The sequence below is a fragment of the Micromonospora sp. NPDC048843 genome, from assembly GCF_040649965.1.
In the GTDB taxonomy this organism is placed as follows: Bacteria; Actinomycetota; Actinomycetes; order Mycobacteriales; family Micromonosporaceae; genus Micromonospora; species Micromonospora hortensis.
Window position 1 is genome coordinate 16,170 of the sequence record NZ_JBEZGJ010000084.1, and the last position, 15,005, is coordinate 31,174.

The 15,005-nt window shown below is 70.1% G+C and carries 14 protein-coding genes; 13 read left to right on the forward strand and 1 reads right to left on the reverse strand.

The genetic code is table 11. The features are described 5' to 3' along the window. Positions 1–57 precede the first annotated feature (57 nt). From AB0C20_RS20090 to AB0C20_RS20100, 3 genes are all read left to right on the forward strand, one after another. Positions 58–1,056: an RNA polymerase subunit sigma-70 gene (locus AB0C20_RS20090; RefSeq protein WP_357189540.1), complete on the forward strand. Its 999-nt coding sequence runs from the start codon at positions 58–60 to the stop codon at positions 1,054–1,056. Positions 1,057–1,082: 26 nt separating this feature from the next. After that, positions 1,083–1,397 (forward strand): DUF6069 family protein, encoded by a 315-nt coding sequence (locus tag AB0C20_RS20095; protein ID WP_357189542.1) that lies wholly within the window; start codon positions 1,083–1,085, stop codon positions 1,395–1,397. A gap of 152 nt (positions 1,398–1,549) precedes the next feature. Then, positions 1,550–2,875 (forward strand): carbohydrate-binding domain-containing protein, encoded by a 1,326-nt coding sequence (locus tag AB0C20_RS20100; RefSeq protein WP_357189656.1) that lies wholly within the window; start codon positions 1,550–1,552, stop codon positions 2,873–2,875. An 18-nt stretch (positions 2,876–2,893) separates the two neighbouring features. On the opposite strand, the gene AB0C20_RS20105 is transcribed toward AB0C20_RS20100, so the two are convergent. Continuing rightward, a complete protein-coding gene (locus AB0C20_RS20105; protein WP_357189544.1) occupies positions 2,894–3,667 on the reverse strand; it encodes an FCD domain-containing protein in 774 nt (257 codons plus the stop codon). 183 nt (positions 3,668–3,850) lie between these two features. Here AB0C20_RS20105 and AB0C20_RS20110 point away from each other — a divergent pair, with 183 nt between their 5' ends. From AB0C20_RS20110 to AB0C20_RS20155, 10 genes are all read left to right on the forward strand, one after another. Next, a complete protein-coding gene (locus AB0C20_RS20110; protein WP_357189546.1) occupies positions 3,851–5,089 on the forward strand; it encodes a sugar ABC transporter substrate-binding protein in 1,239 nt (412 codons plus the stop codon). Positions 5,090–5,164: 75 nt separating this feature from the next. Then, complete coding sequence (locus tag AB0C20_RS20115; RefSeq protein ID WP_208646462.1) at positions 5,165–6,118, forward strand: sugar ABC transporter permease; 954 nt, start codon at positions 5,165–5,167, stop codon at positions 6,116–6,118. Further along, positions 6,115–6,930: a carbohydrate ABC transporter permease gene (locus AB0C20_RS20120; protein WP_238683956.1), complete on the forward strand. Its 816-nt coding sequence runs from the start codon at positions 6,115–6,117 to the stop codon at positions 6,928–6,930. The genes AB0C20_RS20115 and AB0C20_RS20120 overlap by 4 nt, the downstream gene beginning before the upstream one ends. A gap of 7 nt (positions 6,931–6,937) precedes the next feature. Beyond that, positions 6,938–8,086, forward strand: coding sequence for a galactonate dehydratase (gene dgoD / locus AB0C20_RS20125; protein ID WP_357568497.1), 1,149 nt, complete (start codon positions 6,938–6,940; stop codon positions 8,084–8,086). Between the two features lie 31 nt (positions 8,087–8,117). Beyond that, positions 8,118–9,347, forward strand: a complete 1,230-nt coding sequence (gene manD / locus AB0C20_RS20130) for a D-mannonate dehydratase ManD (protein WP_357189550.1) — start codon at positions 8,118–8,120, stop codon at positions 9,345–9,347. Then, positions 9,337–9,927 carry a gluconokinase gene (locus tag AB0C20_RS20135; RefSeq protein WP_357568498.1) on the forward strand — a complete coding sequence of 197 codons (591 nt, stop codon included), beginning with the start codon at positions 9,337–9,339 and terminating at the stop codon, positions 9,925–9,927. The genes manD and AB0C20_RS20135 overlap by 11 nt, the downstream gene beginning before the upstream one ends. 55 nt (positions 9,928–9,982) lie before the next feature. Then, entirely contained in the window at positions 9,983–11,689 is a 1,707-nt protein-coding gene (locus AB0C20_RS20140; protein ID WP_357568499.1) for an ABC transporter ATP-binding protein, read from the forward strand. Next, the gene (locus AB0C20_RS20145) at positions 11,686–13,512 is read left to right on the forward strand and encodes an ABC transporter ATP-binding protein (RefSeq protein ID WP_357568500.1); all 1,827 of its coding nucleotides are present in this window, start codon (positions 11,686–11,688) and stop codon (positions 13,510–13,512) included. The genes AB0C20_RS20140 and AB0C20_RS20145 overlap by 4 nt, the downstream gene beginning before the upstream one ends. Before the next feature lie 173 nt (positions 13,513–13,685). After that, positions 13,686–14,264: a sigma-70 family RNA polymerase sigma factor gene (locus AB0C20_RS20150; protein WP_357189558.1), complete on the forward strand. Its 579-nt coding sequence runs from the start codon at positions 13,686–13,688 to the stop codon at positions 14,262–14,264. Between the two features lie 107 nt (positions 14,265–14,371). Beyond that, positions 14,372–14,833, forward strand: a complete 462-nt coding sequence (locus tag AB0C20_RS20155) for a hypothetical protein (RefSeq protein ID WP_357189560.1) — start codon at positions 14,372–14,374, stop codon at positions 14,831–14,833. Positions 14,834–15,005: the final 172 nt, after the last annotated feature.

A 15,005-nucleotide genomic window follows, 5' to 3' on the forward strand; every position in this document is an offset into this window, starting at 1 on the left:
TCGCGTCCGCGCCCGTCATACCTAGGACAGGACATGACGAGGCGGAAGGATGACGTGATGAGTGCGAACACGCGGCTGGAGGAGCTGGGCGTGAGCGGTCTGAGCGAGGTCGACGAGCCGGCGTTCTCGGGGCTGGCGCAGCGGCACCGGCGGGAACTGCACGTGCACTGCTACCGGATGCTCGGGTCGTTCGAGGACGCCGAGGACACAGTGCAGGAGACGTTCCTGCGTGCCTGGCGGCGGCGGGAGACGTTCGAGGGGCGGTCGACGTTCCGGGCCTGGCTGTACCGGATCGCCACCAACGCCTGCCTCGACCTGCTCGCCAAGCGCCGCCCGGAGCCGGCGACCGGCGGCGAGGTGCTGTGGTTGCAGCCCTACCCGGACCGGCTGCTCGACGAGCTGCCAGCGGGCGACGCGGACGAGCCGGAGACCGTCGCCGTCGCGCGGGAGACGATCGAGCTGGCGTACCTGGTCGCGGTCCAGCATCTCGCGCCGCGTCCGCGGGCCGTGCTGATCCTGCGGGACGTGCTCGGCTGGCCGGCGAAGGACGTCGCGGAGCTAATCGGGGACTCGGTCAACTCGGTCAACAGTGCCCTGCAGCGGGCGCGTGCCGGCATGCGGGAGCACCTGCCCGCCGAGCGGCAGGACTGGACCGGGGGCGAGGAGGACGCCGGCACGCGCGAGCTGGTGCGCCGCTTCACCGACGCCAGCGTGGCCACTGACGTCGACGTGCTCGCTGGCCTGCTGCGGGACGACGTCCGCTGCTCGATGCCACCCACCCCGGGCCTGTACGTCGGCCGCGACGCTGTGGTGAACAACTGGGTCGAGGACGGCTTCGATGGCATGACGGGCCTGCACGCGGTCCCCACCTCGGTGAACCGCCAGCCCGCCGTCGCCTTCTACCACTGGCGCAAGCAGGAGGGCGCGTACCTGCCGCTGACCATCGACGTCCTGCGCGTCACCGGCGGCAGAATCACCGAGATATTCACCTTCCACGACGACCAGTTCCCGCGGCTCGGGCTGCCGGAGCGCCTGCCGGCGGACGGCACGGAGTAGTCCCATGTGGACACTCACGCTGCGCCGTGGCGCGCGTCACCGGCCCGGCAGCGGGCCGACCCAGCCACACCCACCGATTCCGCGGGCTCGCCGGCACCGGCTTGACTGCCACGCTCGTGGCGGTGGTGAGCACCACCCTCGCCGCCGCGCTGGCCCGAGCCGCTGGCATCGACTTCGAGATCCCCGATGGTGGCGAGACGATTCCGTTGTCCGGGTTCGCGGTGGTGACCGGCTTCTTCTCGGTAGTGGGTGTCGTCATCGCCCTCCTCGGGCTGCACCTCGTCGCCGCGGCGGTGATGATCCCGGTCCTGGCACGGAGCCTCAGTGCCCGGACCGACTGACGCAGTACAACTCAAGTACGCAGGATGGCTGTTAAGTATTCACATGTGTCGTCCCGATTCGTCCTAGGCTACGAATGCCCAGCTTCTGGGCGTACGTCGACAAGGGAGGATCAGCGGTGCGAATCAGGAGATCAGGGTCCACGATCGTGGCGATGGCCGTGGCGACAGTGGTCGTCATCGCGGGGGGAGCGTTCGCCGGCAGCACGGCCAGCGCCGCCGAGGCATCCCCGTTCACCGTCGTGGACGGTGCGATCCGTACGGCGACCGGCACCCCGGTGCCCGCGTCCGGCACGCACGCCTCGCTCTGGGGCAACTCCAGCTATGCCAGCACCAGCATCAGCGGCTCCGGGCGAGTGGTGATCGGGGCGGTCGGTGACAACTGCCAGGGCTGGCCGACCGTCCGGGTGACGGTCGACGGCGTCGACGTCGGCCAGACCACGATCGTCAGCGCGACCAGTTACGGCACCTACCCGGTCGGCGCGGCGGTCGGCGCCGGCCAGCACACGGTGCGGATCCAGCTCGTCAACGACTTCCGGGCCGACTCCTGCGACCGCAACGTCCACATCGCGTCCGCGCGGATGGAGACCGAGGGCACCACCGACCCGAAGTTCAGCTTCGCCGTCCTGCCGGACACCCAGCAGGAGGTGCTGGGCAGCTCGGACCCTCGGTTCCTCAACCGCACGAACTGGTTGGTGCAGAACCGGTCCGCGCTTGACCTGCGCTTCGTGACCTCCTCCGGTGACGTGGTCAACTGGGACACCCCGGACCACGCGCAGTACGTCATCGCCCGTAACGCGATGCGGCCGATCGAGAACGCCGCAATCCCGTACGCGCTGGCTCTCGGCAACCACGACACCCAGGCGACCGGCGTCGGCGGCTCCGCCCGCGACCCCGCCCGCACCCGCGAACTCGTCCGCGACACCAGCGTGTTCAACCAGTACTTCACAGTCAGCCAGTACCGCGCGGTCCGGGGGCAGTTCGAGGCCGGCAAGGTCGACAACTCGTACTCGACCTTCGCGGCCGGTGGCGTGCAGTGGATGGTGCTGACCCTGGAACTCTGGCCCCGGGTCGCGGCCGTGAACTGGGCCAGGAGCGTCGTCGCCGCCAACCCTCGGCACAACGTCATCGTGGTCACCCACGACTACATCGACGGTAACGGCGCCATCGAGCAGAGTGCCGGGTACGGCGCGACGAGCCCGCAGTACCTCTTCGACAACCTGGTCAAGCAGTACGCCAACATCCGGTTCGTCTTCTCCGGTCACACGGGCATCGCCGCCAACCGGGTCGACACCGGGGTCAACGGAAACAAGATCTACTCGTTCCTCCAGACGTTCCACTCCAACAGCACCAACCCGGTACGCCTGGTCGAGGTCGACACCGCCGCCAACTCGCTGCGGACCTGGATCTACGCGCCGTACACGAACCGGTCGTTCACCGAGTACGACAGGTCGTTCACGGGTATCGGCGTGGTCCGCTGAGGCGATCGAGGGGCCCGGTCAGCGTCTGATCGCCCCGCGGTCGGGCTCGCCGGTCTGCTCCCACAGCGACTTCATCTCGTCGAAGGCCTGTTCCATCAGCTGCACCATCGCCTGCCGGGCACGCTCCCCGTCGCGCCGCTGGATCGCCTGGGCGACGTCGGCGTGCATCTGGAGAGCCTGCTCATGCGGGTGGTGCGGCATGAGGTGGTGCTTGTGCCGGCCGGTGAGCACCTCCGCGACCAGCTCCTGGAGCCGGACGAACATCTCGTTGCCGGAGGCGAGCAGGACGCGCCGGTGAAACTCGATGTCGAGGTGCAGGAAGCGCTCCTCGTCGCCGGCTTCGCCGGCGGCCCACATCTTCGCCGCCAGCCCGACGAGATCGCTCGCCTCGTCACGGCCGATCCGGCTGGCGGCCAGGTAGGCGGCGTGGGGCTCGACGGCGGTGCGCAGCTCGGTGATGGAGCGGAGCTGGGCCATCCGGCCGGCCGAGGCGAGACGCCAACGGATCACCTGCGGGTCGAAGACGTTCCACGCGCTCGCCGGTCGGATCATCACACCTACCCGTCGGCGTGCCTCGATGAATCCGATCGAGGCCAGCACCCGTAGCACCTCACGGACGACCGAGCGGGACACCGCGTACCTGTCGACCAGCTCGTCGATGTTGAGGACCGATCCGGGTGCCAGCTCACCGCCGCAGATGGCGGTGCCGAGGTGTTCGAGGACGCGCGCGTGCAGCCCGGACTCGGCGGGGAGGGCCGGAGCGGCTGCAACCTCTGGTGAGGACGGTTCCACTCAAAGATCATATCATTTGCATCTACCTCTTGAGGTAATCCGCTTATTCGGCCTAGCATCCGGATGTTAAGCGGATGTAACGCCGAGGTAGCGGCTCTCTCGGGGGCGGCGGCCACGACAGAAGGAGAGACAAGCGTGCGACGTCGATCGATAATCGGCATTTCTCTGGCTGTGGTCGCCGCCATGAGCCTGACCGCCTGCGGCGGCGACGACGGCGGCGAGGGCTCGAAGACCGTCCGCGTGACACTTGTCAACCACGTGTGGACAGAGAACATCAAGAAGGTCCTGCCGGAGTTCGAGAAGCAGTCCGGCCTCAAGGTCGAGGTCACCCAGCTCGGTGAGGACCAGCTCTCCGACCAGTACAACGTCAAGCTGAACGCCGGGTCCGACGACCTCGACGTGATGATGTACCGGCCCCTTCAGGAGGGGAAGCTGTTCGGCAAGAACAAGTACCTCGCCGACCTGAGCGAGAAGGTCAAGTCCGACAGCGCCTTCGAGTTCGGTGACTTCCAGGCCGGGCCGATGCAGGCGACGACCTACGAGGACAAGGTCGTCGGGCTGCCGATCATCACCGAGCAGGAGGTCCTCTACTACCGCAAGGACCTGCTGGCGAAATCCGGCTTCACCGCGCCGCCCAAGACCCTCGACGAGCTCAAGGCGCAGGCCGCGAAGATCGAGGCCGACAACCCGGGCGTCGCCGGCTTCGTCGCTCGTACCGGCAAGGCCGCCGCTGTCACACAGTTCTCCAGCTTCCTCTTCAGCTTCGGCGGCGACTTCGTGGACGCCAGCGGGAAGGCCACTGTGAACACCGAGCAGGCCAAGCAGGCGTACGCCTACTACGGCGGGCTGCTCAGGGACCACGGCCCGGAGAACATCAGCACCGACATGAGCTGGTCGGAGGCGATGGCGATCTTCACGCAGGGCAAGGCCGCCTTCTACACCGAGGCCAACTCGCTCTACAAGAACGCCACCGACCCGACCAAGTCCAAGGTCGTCGACTCCGTCGGCTTCGCCGCCTTCCCGGCCGGCCCGGCCGGATCGAAGCCGTACAACATCCCGTCCTGGGCGCTCGGCGTGAACGACAGCTCGGAGAACAAGGACAACGCCTGGAAGTTCATCCAGTGGGCCGCCGGCAAGGAGCAGGCGCTGGCGCAGCAGACGGCCGGCGTACCCGGTGCCCGCACCTCTGTCTGGGCGAACCCGGCGGGTACCGCCTCCTACCCGAAGGACCTCGCCGAGGCCAACACGGTCAGCACCGCCAACGGGGTCGGGCACGACCGTCCGCTGGTGGTGAAGGTGGCCCAGGCGCGGGAGATCGTCGGCCAGCCGATCGTCGACGCGATCACCGGCAAGGACGCCGCCAGCTCGGCGGACACGGCGAACGCGGCGTTCCAGAAGTTCCTCGACGACGAGGCGAAGTAGCACACGCGCAGGGCGGCGGGGCCCACCGGCTCCGCCGCCTCGCCGGGACCTGACCCCTCCAACCCGGAGTTCTCAATGTCAGCCGTTCTCACCCCCCGTACCGATTCGCCCGAGGCCCCCGCGGCGTCAGTGGATACGACGTCGGCCTGGTCGCGTTGGGCCAACGAACACCGCAAGTGGCTCTTCGCGGCACCCGCCATGGCGTTCGTCGCCGTTCTCATCATCTTTCCGGTGGCGTGGACCGGGTACCTGAGCCTGACCGACGCCGAGGGTTCGGTACGCGCTGAGTCCGAGTTCATCGGCTTCCAGAACTATCTCGACGTGCTCACCGACACCGACCGGTTCTGGCCGGCGGTCTGGCGCACCGTCCTCTTCACCGGCGTCGTGCTGTTCTTCGAGGTCATTCTCGGCATGGCGATCGCCCTGCTGCTGTGGCGGCCCTTCCGCGGTGAGAAGTGGGTCCGCGTCGCGATCCTCCTGCCGCTGGTGGCCACTCCGGTGGCGGTCGGCATGATGTGGCGCCTGATCTTCGACCCCAACATCGGGATGGCGAACCAACTGCTCGGCTGGATCGGAATCGGCCCTCAACCCTGGCTGGCCGGGCAGCACTCGGCCCTGCCGACGACGATGTTCATCGACATCTGGCAGTGGACGCCGATGGTCGTGCTGATCCTGCTCGCCGGACTCACCTCGCTCTCCGACGAGCCGCAGGAGGCGGCCCGGATCGACGGCGCCAGCAGTTGGCAGCGGTTCCGGCACGTCACCCTCCCGCTGCTGATGCCCACCGTGATCGTCGCCATCCTGCTGCGCGGCATCGACGCCCTTAAGACGTTCGACATCCTCTACGCCACCAAGGGGCGCGGCGGCGGTTCCTTCCACGAGGTCGAGACCCTCAACGTGTACGCGTACGGCCTCAGCTTCGACTACAACGACTACGGCGTCTCGTCGACAGTCCTCATCATCTTCTTCCTGATCATCATCGGGGTGATGTGGGCCCTCACCTATCGCAAGAAGGGGCTGGGCCGATGAAGCCGAGCAAGCCGTACCGGGTGTTCCGCAACTCGGCTCTCGTCGTCGTGGTGTTCGCGCTGATGGCGCCCCTGCTCTGGATGATCGCGGCGTCCTTCAAGACCAACGTGGACATCTACGACACGGCCAAGGCGTTCGTCTTCTCACCCAGCCTGAAGAACTACGAGACGGTTCTCCAGCAGGCGAACTACCTCGAGTTCATCGGCAACAGCCTCTGGGTGGCGTTCGCGGCCACCACGCTGTCGCTCCTGCTCGGGGTGCCCGCGGCGTACTCGATGAGCCGGTTCAGCATGAAGAAGTCGGCGCTCGTCGTGCTCATGGCCCGGGTCATCCCCGGAGTCTCGCTCCTGGTGCCCTGGTACTACGTCTTCTCGAACCTGAAGATGGTCGGCGGCTTCACGGTGCTGATCCTGAGCCACATGTTCGTGTCGCTCCCGCTGATCGTCTACATCATGATGGGCTACTTCGACGGCCTGCCGACCGAGTTGGAAGAGGCAGCGCTGGTCGACGGGCTGACCCACATCGGCGCGTTCCGGCGGATCACCCTCCCGCTGTCGGTGCCCGGCGTCGCGACCGCCGGCATCCTCTCCTTCATCTTCTCCTGGAACAACTTCATGTTCGCCCTGGTGCTCTCCGGCTCCGACACCAAGACGCTCCCGGTCGCGATCTTCGACTTCGTCGGCTACGCCAGCATCGACTGGGGCGGCCTGATGGCCGCCGCGACAGTGGTCACCCTGCCGATCATGCTGATCGCCCTGTTCGTGCAGAAATACGTCGTCTCCGGCCTCACCGCCGGTGCGACGAAGGGCTGATCGGGACATGACGACGATCGCGAAGGTGGAGACGTTCCTGGTCGCGCCCCGCTGGCTGTTCGTCCGGATCGAGACGGAGTCCGGCATCGTCGGCTGGGGCGAGGCGACCTGCGAGGGCCGCTCCGAGACCGTGCGCACTGCCGTCCACCAACTCAGCGAGCTGCTCACCGGACGGGACGCCCTGCGCATCGAGGATCACTGGCAGGTGCTGACCAAGGGCTCCTTCTATCGGGGCGGCCCGATCCTGGCCAGTGCGGTGTCCGGTCTGGACCAGGCCCTCTGGGACATCGCCGGAAAGCACTACGGCGCCCCCGTGCACCAGCTCCTCGGTGGCCCGGTCCGAGACCGGATCCGGGTCTACGGCTGGATCGGTGGTGACGAGCCTGCCGAGATCCGCGACCAGATCAGCGCCCGGATCGAGGCGGGCCTGACCGCTGTGAAGATGAACGCGTCCGGGCGGATGGGCGCGCTCGCCTCGGTCGCCGACCTCGACGCTGTGGTGCAGCGGGTGGCCGTCGCCCGCGAGGTCCTCGGCGACGACCGCGACGTCGCCGTCGACTTCCACGGTCGGTTCACCCTCGCCAACGTCCGGAGGGTCGCTCCGCTGCTGGAGCCGTACCGGCCGTTCTTCCTGGAAGAACCGGTGGTGCCGGAGAACTCGCACCTGATCGGTGAGGTCGTCCGCTGCACCACCACCCCCGTCTCGACGGGGGAGCGGCTCTACAGCCGGCAGGAGTTCCTGCCCGTGTTGCAGGCCGGCATCGCCGTGGCCCAGCCGGACCTCGCGCACGCCGGCGGCATCACCGAGGTCCGCAAGATCGCCACGCTGGCCGAGGTGTACGACGGGCAGCTCGCCCCGCACTGCCCGCTCGGGCCGATCGCCCTCGCCGCCTGCCTCCAGGTCGGCTTCGCCACACCCAACTTCCTGATCCAGGAGCAGAGCATCGGCATCCACTACAACCAGGGCGCCGAGGTGCTCGACTACTGCCTCGACCAGACTCCGCTGACCTTCGTCGACGGGTACGTGCAGCGGTTGACAGCGCCCGGTCTCGGCATCGAGATCGACGAACACGCCGTGCGGACCGCTGACAAGCGCGGGCACGCCTGGCGCAGCCCGACCTGGCGGCACCCCGACGGCTCCTACGCGGAGTGGTGAGACCCCGACCGGCGAGAACGAAAGGCACCCCGTGAAGATCGTCGCAGCAGACATCATCGTGACCAGCCCCGACCGGAACTTCGTCACCCTCAAGATCACAACTGATGAGGGCATCACCGGTCTGGGCGACGCCACGCTCAACGGCCGCGAGCTCTCCGTCGCCTCGTACCTGCGTGACCACGTCGCCCCGCTGCTGATGGGCCGGGACCCGCACCGGATCGAAGACACCTGGCAGTTCCTGTACCGGTCGGCGTACTGGCGCCGGGGCCCGGTCACCATGGCGGCCATCGCCGCGGTGGACGTCGCGCTGTGGGACATCTTGGCCAAGGCCGCCGGCATGCCGCTGTACCAACTGCTGGGCGGCGCGTCGCGCACCGGCATCATGGCGTACGGGCACGCGTCGGGGCGGGACATCCCCGAGCTGTTCGACTCGATCCGTCGCCACCTCGACGAGGGCTTCAAGTCGATCCGGGTACAGACCGCGGTGCCCGGGATCAACGCGGTCTACGGCGTGGCCGCGCAGCCCAGCGCCACCGGCCAGCGCTACGACTACGAGCCCGCGCAGCGCACCCCGCTGCCTGCGGAGGAGGACTGGGACACTCGCGCCTACCTGCGCCACCTACCGTCGGTCTTCGAGGCGGTGCGCGGCGAGTTCGGCCCGGAGTTGCCGCTGCTGCACGACGGTCACCACCGGATGACCCCGATCCAGGCCGCCAAGCTCGGCAAGGCCCTCGAACCGTACGACCTGTTCTGGCTGGAGGACTGCACCCCGGCCGAGAACCAGGAGGCGCTGCGGCTGGTCCGCCAGCACACCACCACCCCGCTGGCCATCGGCGAGGTCTTCAACACGGTCTGGGACTACCAGACCCTGATCCGCGAGCAGCTGATCGACTATGTCCGGTCCGCTGTCACCCACACCGGCGGCATCACCGCCATGCGCAAGCTGCTCGACTTCGCCGCCCAGTACCAGATCAAGTCCGGCATTCACGGCCCCACCGACATCTCCCCGGTGGGCATGGCCGCGGCGCTGCACCTGGACCTCGCCATCCACAACTTCGGGATCCAGGAGTACATGAAGCACACCCCGCTGGCCAACGAGGTGTTCCGGCAGTCGTTCACCTTCACCGACGGCTACCTGCACCCGGGCGACCAACCGGGGCTCGGGGTGGAGCTCGACGAGGAGGCGGCGGCCCGGTTCCCGTACGAGCCGGCGTACCTGCCGTTCAACCGGCTCAAGGACGGCACGGTCCATGACTGGTGAGCGGCGCGGCGCCCGGCCCACCCGGCACGTAGTGGTGATGGGCGTCTCCGGGGCGGGCAAAACCACAGTGGCGCGCGGGATCGGCGTGGCGACGGGGCTGACGTTCGCCGAGGCCGACGAGTTTCACTCCCCGCAGAACGTGGCGCGGATGCGCTCCGGGGTGCCGCTGGACGACACCACCCGGTGGCCGTGGCTGCGGGACATCGCCGGGTGGATCGCCGATCGCGGCGCGGAGGGCCGCTCGACGGTGCTGGCCTGCTCGGCGTTGAAGCGGTCGTACCGGGACGTGCTTCGCCAGGGCCCGCTCCGTGTGGACTTCGTGCACCTGGACGGCCCGGTGGAGGTCATCCGAGCCCGACTGGCCCGGCGCGAGGGGCACTACATGCCGGCCAGTCTGCTGGAGTCGCAGCTCGCCACGCTGGAACCGGCCGAGCCGGACGAGTCGGTGCTCGTACTCGATGTCTCACTGCCCCCGGAGGCCCTGGTCGCGGCGGCGATCAAGGGTCTCGGTCTGCCCGCCTCGGTACCGGTGGGGGAGCACCGGGACCGCGCGTCCAACCCCACTTCGGGGGCATGTTAGGTTAGCCTGCCCTAATCGTAGTGGAGTCCGTCGCCGTGCCCTCATCGATCCGAGCATGACAGTCACCGAGACCACCGGTGGCCTGGTGCTCCGTCGCGCGCTGCGTCGACAGCGCGCCAGGGTAGCCGCCGGCATCGCGCTGCTCTGCACCCACCAGGCCACCGAAGCCCTCGTCCCGGTGGCCATCGGCGTGGTCATCGACCGTGCGGTGGCCACCGGGGACGTCCGCGCCCTGCTGCTCTCGCTGGCCGGCCTGGCCGCCCTGTTCACAGTGCTCGCCTTCGCCTACCGGGCCGGCGCACGACTGGCGTTCGCCGCCGTCGAACACGAGGCGCACGCCACCCGGGTCGAGATCGTCCGCAGCGCCCTCGACCCGCGCGGACGCCGCTCGGGCATGCGCGACGGCGAGCTGCTGTCAGTGACGGCCTCCGACGCCGAGTTGTCAGCGCTCGTCGTGCGGGTCGCGGGGCTCACCGCCGCGGCGCTCACCGCCATCGTGGTCGCGGCCGTCGCGCTGCTCGTCGTCGACGTTCCCCTCGGCCTCGGGGTGCTCATCGGCGTACCCCTGCTGGTCGTCGCCCTCCAGCGGATGGCGCCGCTGCTCACCCGGCGCAGCACGTCGCAGCAGGAGGCGCTCGCCGCCACTACCGCCCTCGCCGTCGACCTCGTCAGCGGCCTGCGCGTGCTGCGCGGCATCGGCGCACAGGACCACGCCGCCCGCCGGTACGCGGAATCCAGCCGCCACGCGCTCGACGTCACCCTGCGCGCCGCCACCACAAAGGGTCTGCACCTCGGGCTCACCACCACTGTCAACGGCCTCTTCCTCGCCACGGTCGCCGGATTCGCCGGTTGGCTCGCGCTTCAGGGCCGGCTCACCATCGGTGAACTCGTCGCCGTGGTCGGGCTGGCGCAGTTCATCGCCGAGCCGGTGCAGACCCTCGGGTACTGCGTCCAACTGTTCGCCATGGCCCGAGCCTCCGCCGGGCGGGTCGCCCGGGTCCTCGGCGCCGCGCCGGTCGTCCAGCCGGGTGACGCCGGGCCGCCCGCCCCGAGCCCGTCCCGGCTCGCCCTCGACGGGGTCTCGTACGCGGGCCTCGACGACGTCAGCCTGCGCGTCCGCGCCGGTGAGATCCTGGGCGTGCTCGCCTACGACCCGAGCGAGGGCGAGGCGCTGGTCGCTCTGCTGGCCGGCCGGGTGCCCCGCGCGGACCACCGGGGCACGGTCCGCATCGACGGCGTGTCCGCCGACGAGCTGCACATCGACGCCGCGCGCGCAGTGGTCCTTGTCGAACAGCATGACGTGGCGCTGTTCGAGGGGACGTTGCGCGCCAACCTCAGCGCCGGCGCCTTCGTCGACGACGAGGTGCTGCGTGCCGCCGTACGGGCTGCCGCCGCCGAGGACGTGCTCGCCGCGCACCCGCACGGGTTCGACCGCCTGCTCACCGAACGCGGGTCGAACCTCTCCGGTGGGCAGCGACAGCGGATCGGGCTGGCGAGGGCGCTCGTCGCCGACCCGCCGGTGCTCGTGCTGCACAACCCCACCACGGCTGTCGACGCGGTGACCGAGGGGTTGCTCGCCACCAGGCTGGCCGAGGCTCGCGGGGCGGGACCCCGCGGCACGGTGCTGATCACCACCAGCCCGGCACTGCTGCGGATCACCGACCGGGTCGCGGTGATCGACCGGGGACGGGTCGTCGCCGAGGGTCCGCACGAGCGGTTGCTCGCCAGTGACGCCCGCTACCGGGAGGAAACCCTGCGATGACGTCCGAGCCGATCACCCGGCACCTGCTGCCGACGGCCACCGGCCGGCAGACCTGGGCTGCCCTCCGCACCGAGCTGGCGCTCCTGCCGGGGCTCAGCGCCGTCGCCGGCACGTTGCTGATCGCCGCCGCCGCGACCGGGCTGGTCGCCCCCTGGGTCCTCGGGCGCCTCGTCGACGACGTCATCGCCGGGACCGACACACCTCGGGTGGTGGCCTGGGCCGCCGTGATCGCGGGCGCCGCCGTGCTCGCGGGGCTCCTCACCGCGGTCGGAGCGGCGGTCGCCGCGCGTCTCGGCGAGACGGTGCTGGCCCGACTCCGGGAGCGGGTCCTCGACCGGGCCCTGCACCTGCCCTCGGCCACTCTGGAGCGGGCCGGGACCGGGGACCTGGTGGCCCGTGCCGGCGACGACGTGGCAGTGGTGACGAATGTGATCGCCACCAGCGGCCCCGCCTTCCTCGGCGCGCTGCTGTCCGTCGTGCTGACCGCGGCGGGGCTCTTCGCTCTCGACTGGCGGCTCGGCATCGCCGGGTTGGTCGCGGCCCCGGCGTACGCGGTGGCGCTGCGCTGGTACCTGAAGCGGTCGGTGCCGTACTACGCCCGCGAGCGGGTGGCGACGGGCGAGCGCGCCCAGGCGACGGCCGAGGCGCTGCGGGGCGCGGCGACAGTGCGCGCCTACCGGATGGAGGACGCCCACGTCGTGCGGATCGCGGAGCGCTCCGGCGTCGCCCGCGACCTGTCGCTGGAGATCTTCGGTCTCTACACCCGCTTCGGGCTGCGCATCAACCGCTCCGAGTTCGTCGGGCTCGCCGCCGTGTTGCTCGCCGGCTTCCTGCTGGTCCGCGGTGACCTGGCCACCGTCGGCGCCGCCACCACTGCCGCGCTCTACTTCCACCGACTCTTCAACCCCATCGGCCTGCTGCTGTTCGAGTCGGACTCGGTGTTGCAGGCCGGGGCCAGCCTGGCCCGACTCGTCGGGGTCACCACCCTGCCGGACACCGCTACCCCCGCCGGCACCGAGCCCGACCGCCACGATCGGGGTGTACCGGCGGCACTGGAGGTGACCGTCGGGCGACACCGCTACGACGACGGGCCGGTGGTGCTGCGGGACATCGCCCTGCGTCTCGCCCCCGGGGAGCGCGTCGCCCTGGTCGGCGCGAGCGGTGCGGGCAAGAGCACCCTCGCCGGCATCATCGCCGGCATCATCGCGCCCACCGACGGTGCGGTGACCCTGCGCGGCGTGCCGCTGGCCCAACTCGGCGAGCACCGCCTCCGTCGGGAGGTCGCCCTGATCAGCCAGGAGGTGCACGTCTTCGCCGGCCCGCTCGCCGACGACCTGCGCCTCGCCGACCCCGACGCCACCGACGCCGAGATCGCCACCGCCCTCGACCTCGTCGGCGCCACCGAGTGGGTGCGGACCCTGCCGGACGGCCTCGCCACAGCGGTGGGGGAGGGTGGGCGGCAGCTCACCTCGGCCCAGGCCCAGCAGCTCGCACTGGCCCGCCTCATCCTCGCCGATCCGGCCGTCGCGGTCCTCGACGAGGCCACCGCCGAGGCGGGCAGCGCTGGCGCACGCGACCTCGACCGCGCCGCCGTGGCGGCCACCGAGGGACGTACCACTCTGATCGTCGCCCACCGACTCAGCCAGGCGGCCACCGCGGACCGCATCGTCGTCCTCGACCAGGGGCGCGTCGCCGAGCACGGCACGCACGCCGAACTGCTCGGGGCCGGGGGCGGGTACAGCAAGCTGTGGCGCTCGTGGAGCATGCCCGACCCCGTGGTCCCGCGGGAACGCGAGAGCGCGGACCAGCCCGTCCCGAGCTGAGCGGCAGCGGTTCCCATCACCTACCTGGGACATCCGCGAGATCAGTCGAACCTGGGAACCTCGGGAACTTTTCCGGACCGGCCGGCGACCACCAGAGTGCGCGGCCGACCGGCGGCGTTCCGACGACGGATCTCGGCATGAAGGAGCGCCCGTGGCACACAGGACGGTGGTCTGTGCGGAACGGCGTCGCTGACGACGACCAGGTGACCCGGTGGGCGCGGGAGGCGGGCCAGGGTGATCGGCAGGCCGCCACGGCGTTCATCCGGGCACTACAGGACCAGGTCTGGCGGTTCCTGTCGCACCTGGCCGGGCCGGGAGAGGCCGACGACCTGACCCAGGAGACGTTCCTACGGGCAATTCGCAACCTGCCCGGCTTCGCCGGCCGCTCGTCGGCCCGTACCTGGGTCTTCACCATCGCCCGGCGCGTTGCAGTGGATCACGTCCGGACGGCGGTGGCCCGGCCGAGGCTGGCGTCGGTGCCGGACTGGCAGGCGGCGGCCGAGGCCGCCGGTGCGATCACCGCCGGTGCCGACGAGGGCGTGACCCTGCACCAGTTGATCGCCGGACTGACCCCGGAGCGCCGCGAGGCGTTCGTCGCCACCCAGGTGCTCGGCCTGTCCTACGCCGAGGCGGCGGACGTCTGCCAGTGCCCCGTCGGCACGATCCGTTCCCGGGTCGCCCGGGCGCGCGAGGATCTCGTCGCCGCCTGGCAGGCCGACACCCACCCGAGCCACGGGCGACGAACCGGCTGAGGGCACGTCCACCTTCCCGTCGGCCCGGACGCCGCGACGCGGGCCGCCGACGCCCCGCTCGGTCAACGGGATGGACGGGACGCACCGGGCTTCCTAAGATCACGCCGGTGAACACCGAACCTCTCCACGTCGCCGGCGTAGCTGGCCCGATCGTCATCGCCACCAAGGCGTTCTTTGGCCACCCTGCCGTCACCGTCGGCGGAGTGCCGGCCCCCAGGACGGGCAGACACTTCGCGTTGCCGACGGTGGACGGTGGTGTCGTCCAGGCCACGGTACGCAACGTCCTCGCCGACCCTTACCCGACCGTGGAGGTCAACGGTGTCAAGCACCGGACCGGGCCCTCCATGCCGATCTTCCTGCGCATCCTGGTCATGCTGCCGATCCTGCTGTTCACCGTCGGCGGCATCCTGGGCGCGCTGGTCGGGGCGTTGGGCGTCTGGGCGAACCTGACAGTCGCCCACACCCGGATGACAACCGCCGTCAAGGCGCTCGCCATGGTCGGCATCGGTGTCGGCACTGTCATCGTCTGGCTCGCCGTCGCCGTCGCGCTGAACGCAGCGCTCAGCTAAGAGCGCGCCAACGAGAACCAGTGGAACTGACGGCTCAGCGCTGGGCGTAGCGGGTTCCCGTTCATCGGTACGTGCGACGCCTGTTCAGGCTGGTCCCTGGTCGATCACCGCGAATCCGACGACGTCGCTGTCGCCCTCCTGGACGTGTACCCCGTTGAGCGAGTTGAAGGCG

Coding starts and splice junctions, on each gene's coding strand:
- AB0C20_RS20135 (WP_357568498.1), top strand. CDS start 9,337: ATGACTGGTGAGCGGCGCGGCGCCCGGCCCACCCGGCACGTAGTGGTG.
- AB0C20_RS20145 (WP_357568500.1), top strand. CDS start 11,686: ATGACGTCCGAGCCGATCACCCGGCACCTGCTGCCGACGGCCACCGGC.
- AB0C20_RS20090 (WP_357189540.1), top strand. CDS start 58: ATGAGTGCGAACACGCGGCTGGAGGAGCTGGGCGTGAGCGGTCTGAGC.
- AB0C20_RS20115 (WP_208646462.1), top strand. CDS start 5,165: ATGTCAGCCGTTCTCACCCCCCGTACCGATTCGCCCGAGGCCCCCGCG.
- AB0C20_RS20140 (WP_357568499.1), top strand. CDS start 9,983: ATGACAGTCACCGAGACCACCGGTGGCCTGGTGCTCCGTCGCGCGCTG.
- AB0C20_RS20100 (WP_357189656.1), top strand. CDS start 1,550: ATGGCCGTGGCGACAGTGGTCGTCATCGCGGGGGGAGCGTTCGCCGGC.
- AB0C20_RS20110 (WP_357189546.1), top strand. CDS start 3,851: ATGAGCCTGACCGCCTGCGGCGGCGACGACGGCGGCGAGGGCTCGAAG.
- AB0C20_RS20120 (WP_238683956.1), top strand. CDS start 6,115: ATGAAGCCGAGCAAGCCGTACCGGGTGTTCCGCAACTCGGCTCTCGTC.
- dgoD (WP_357568497.1), top strand. CDS start 6,938: ATGACGACGATCGCGAAGGTGGAGACGTTCCTGGTCGCGCCCCGCTGG.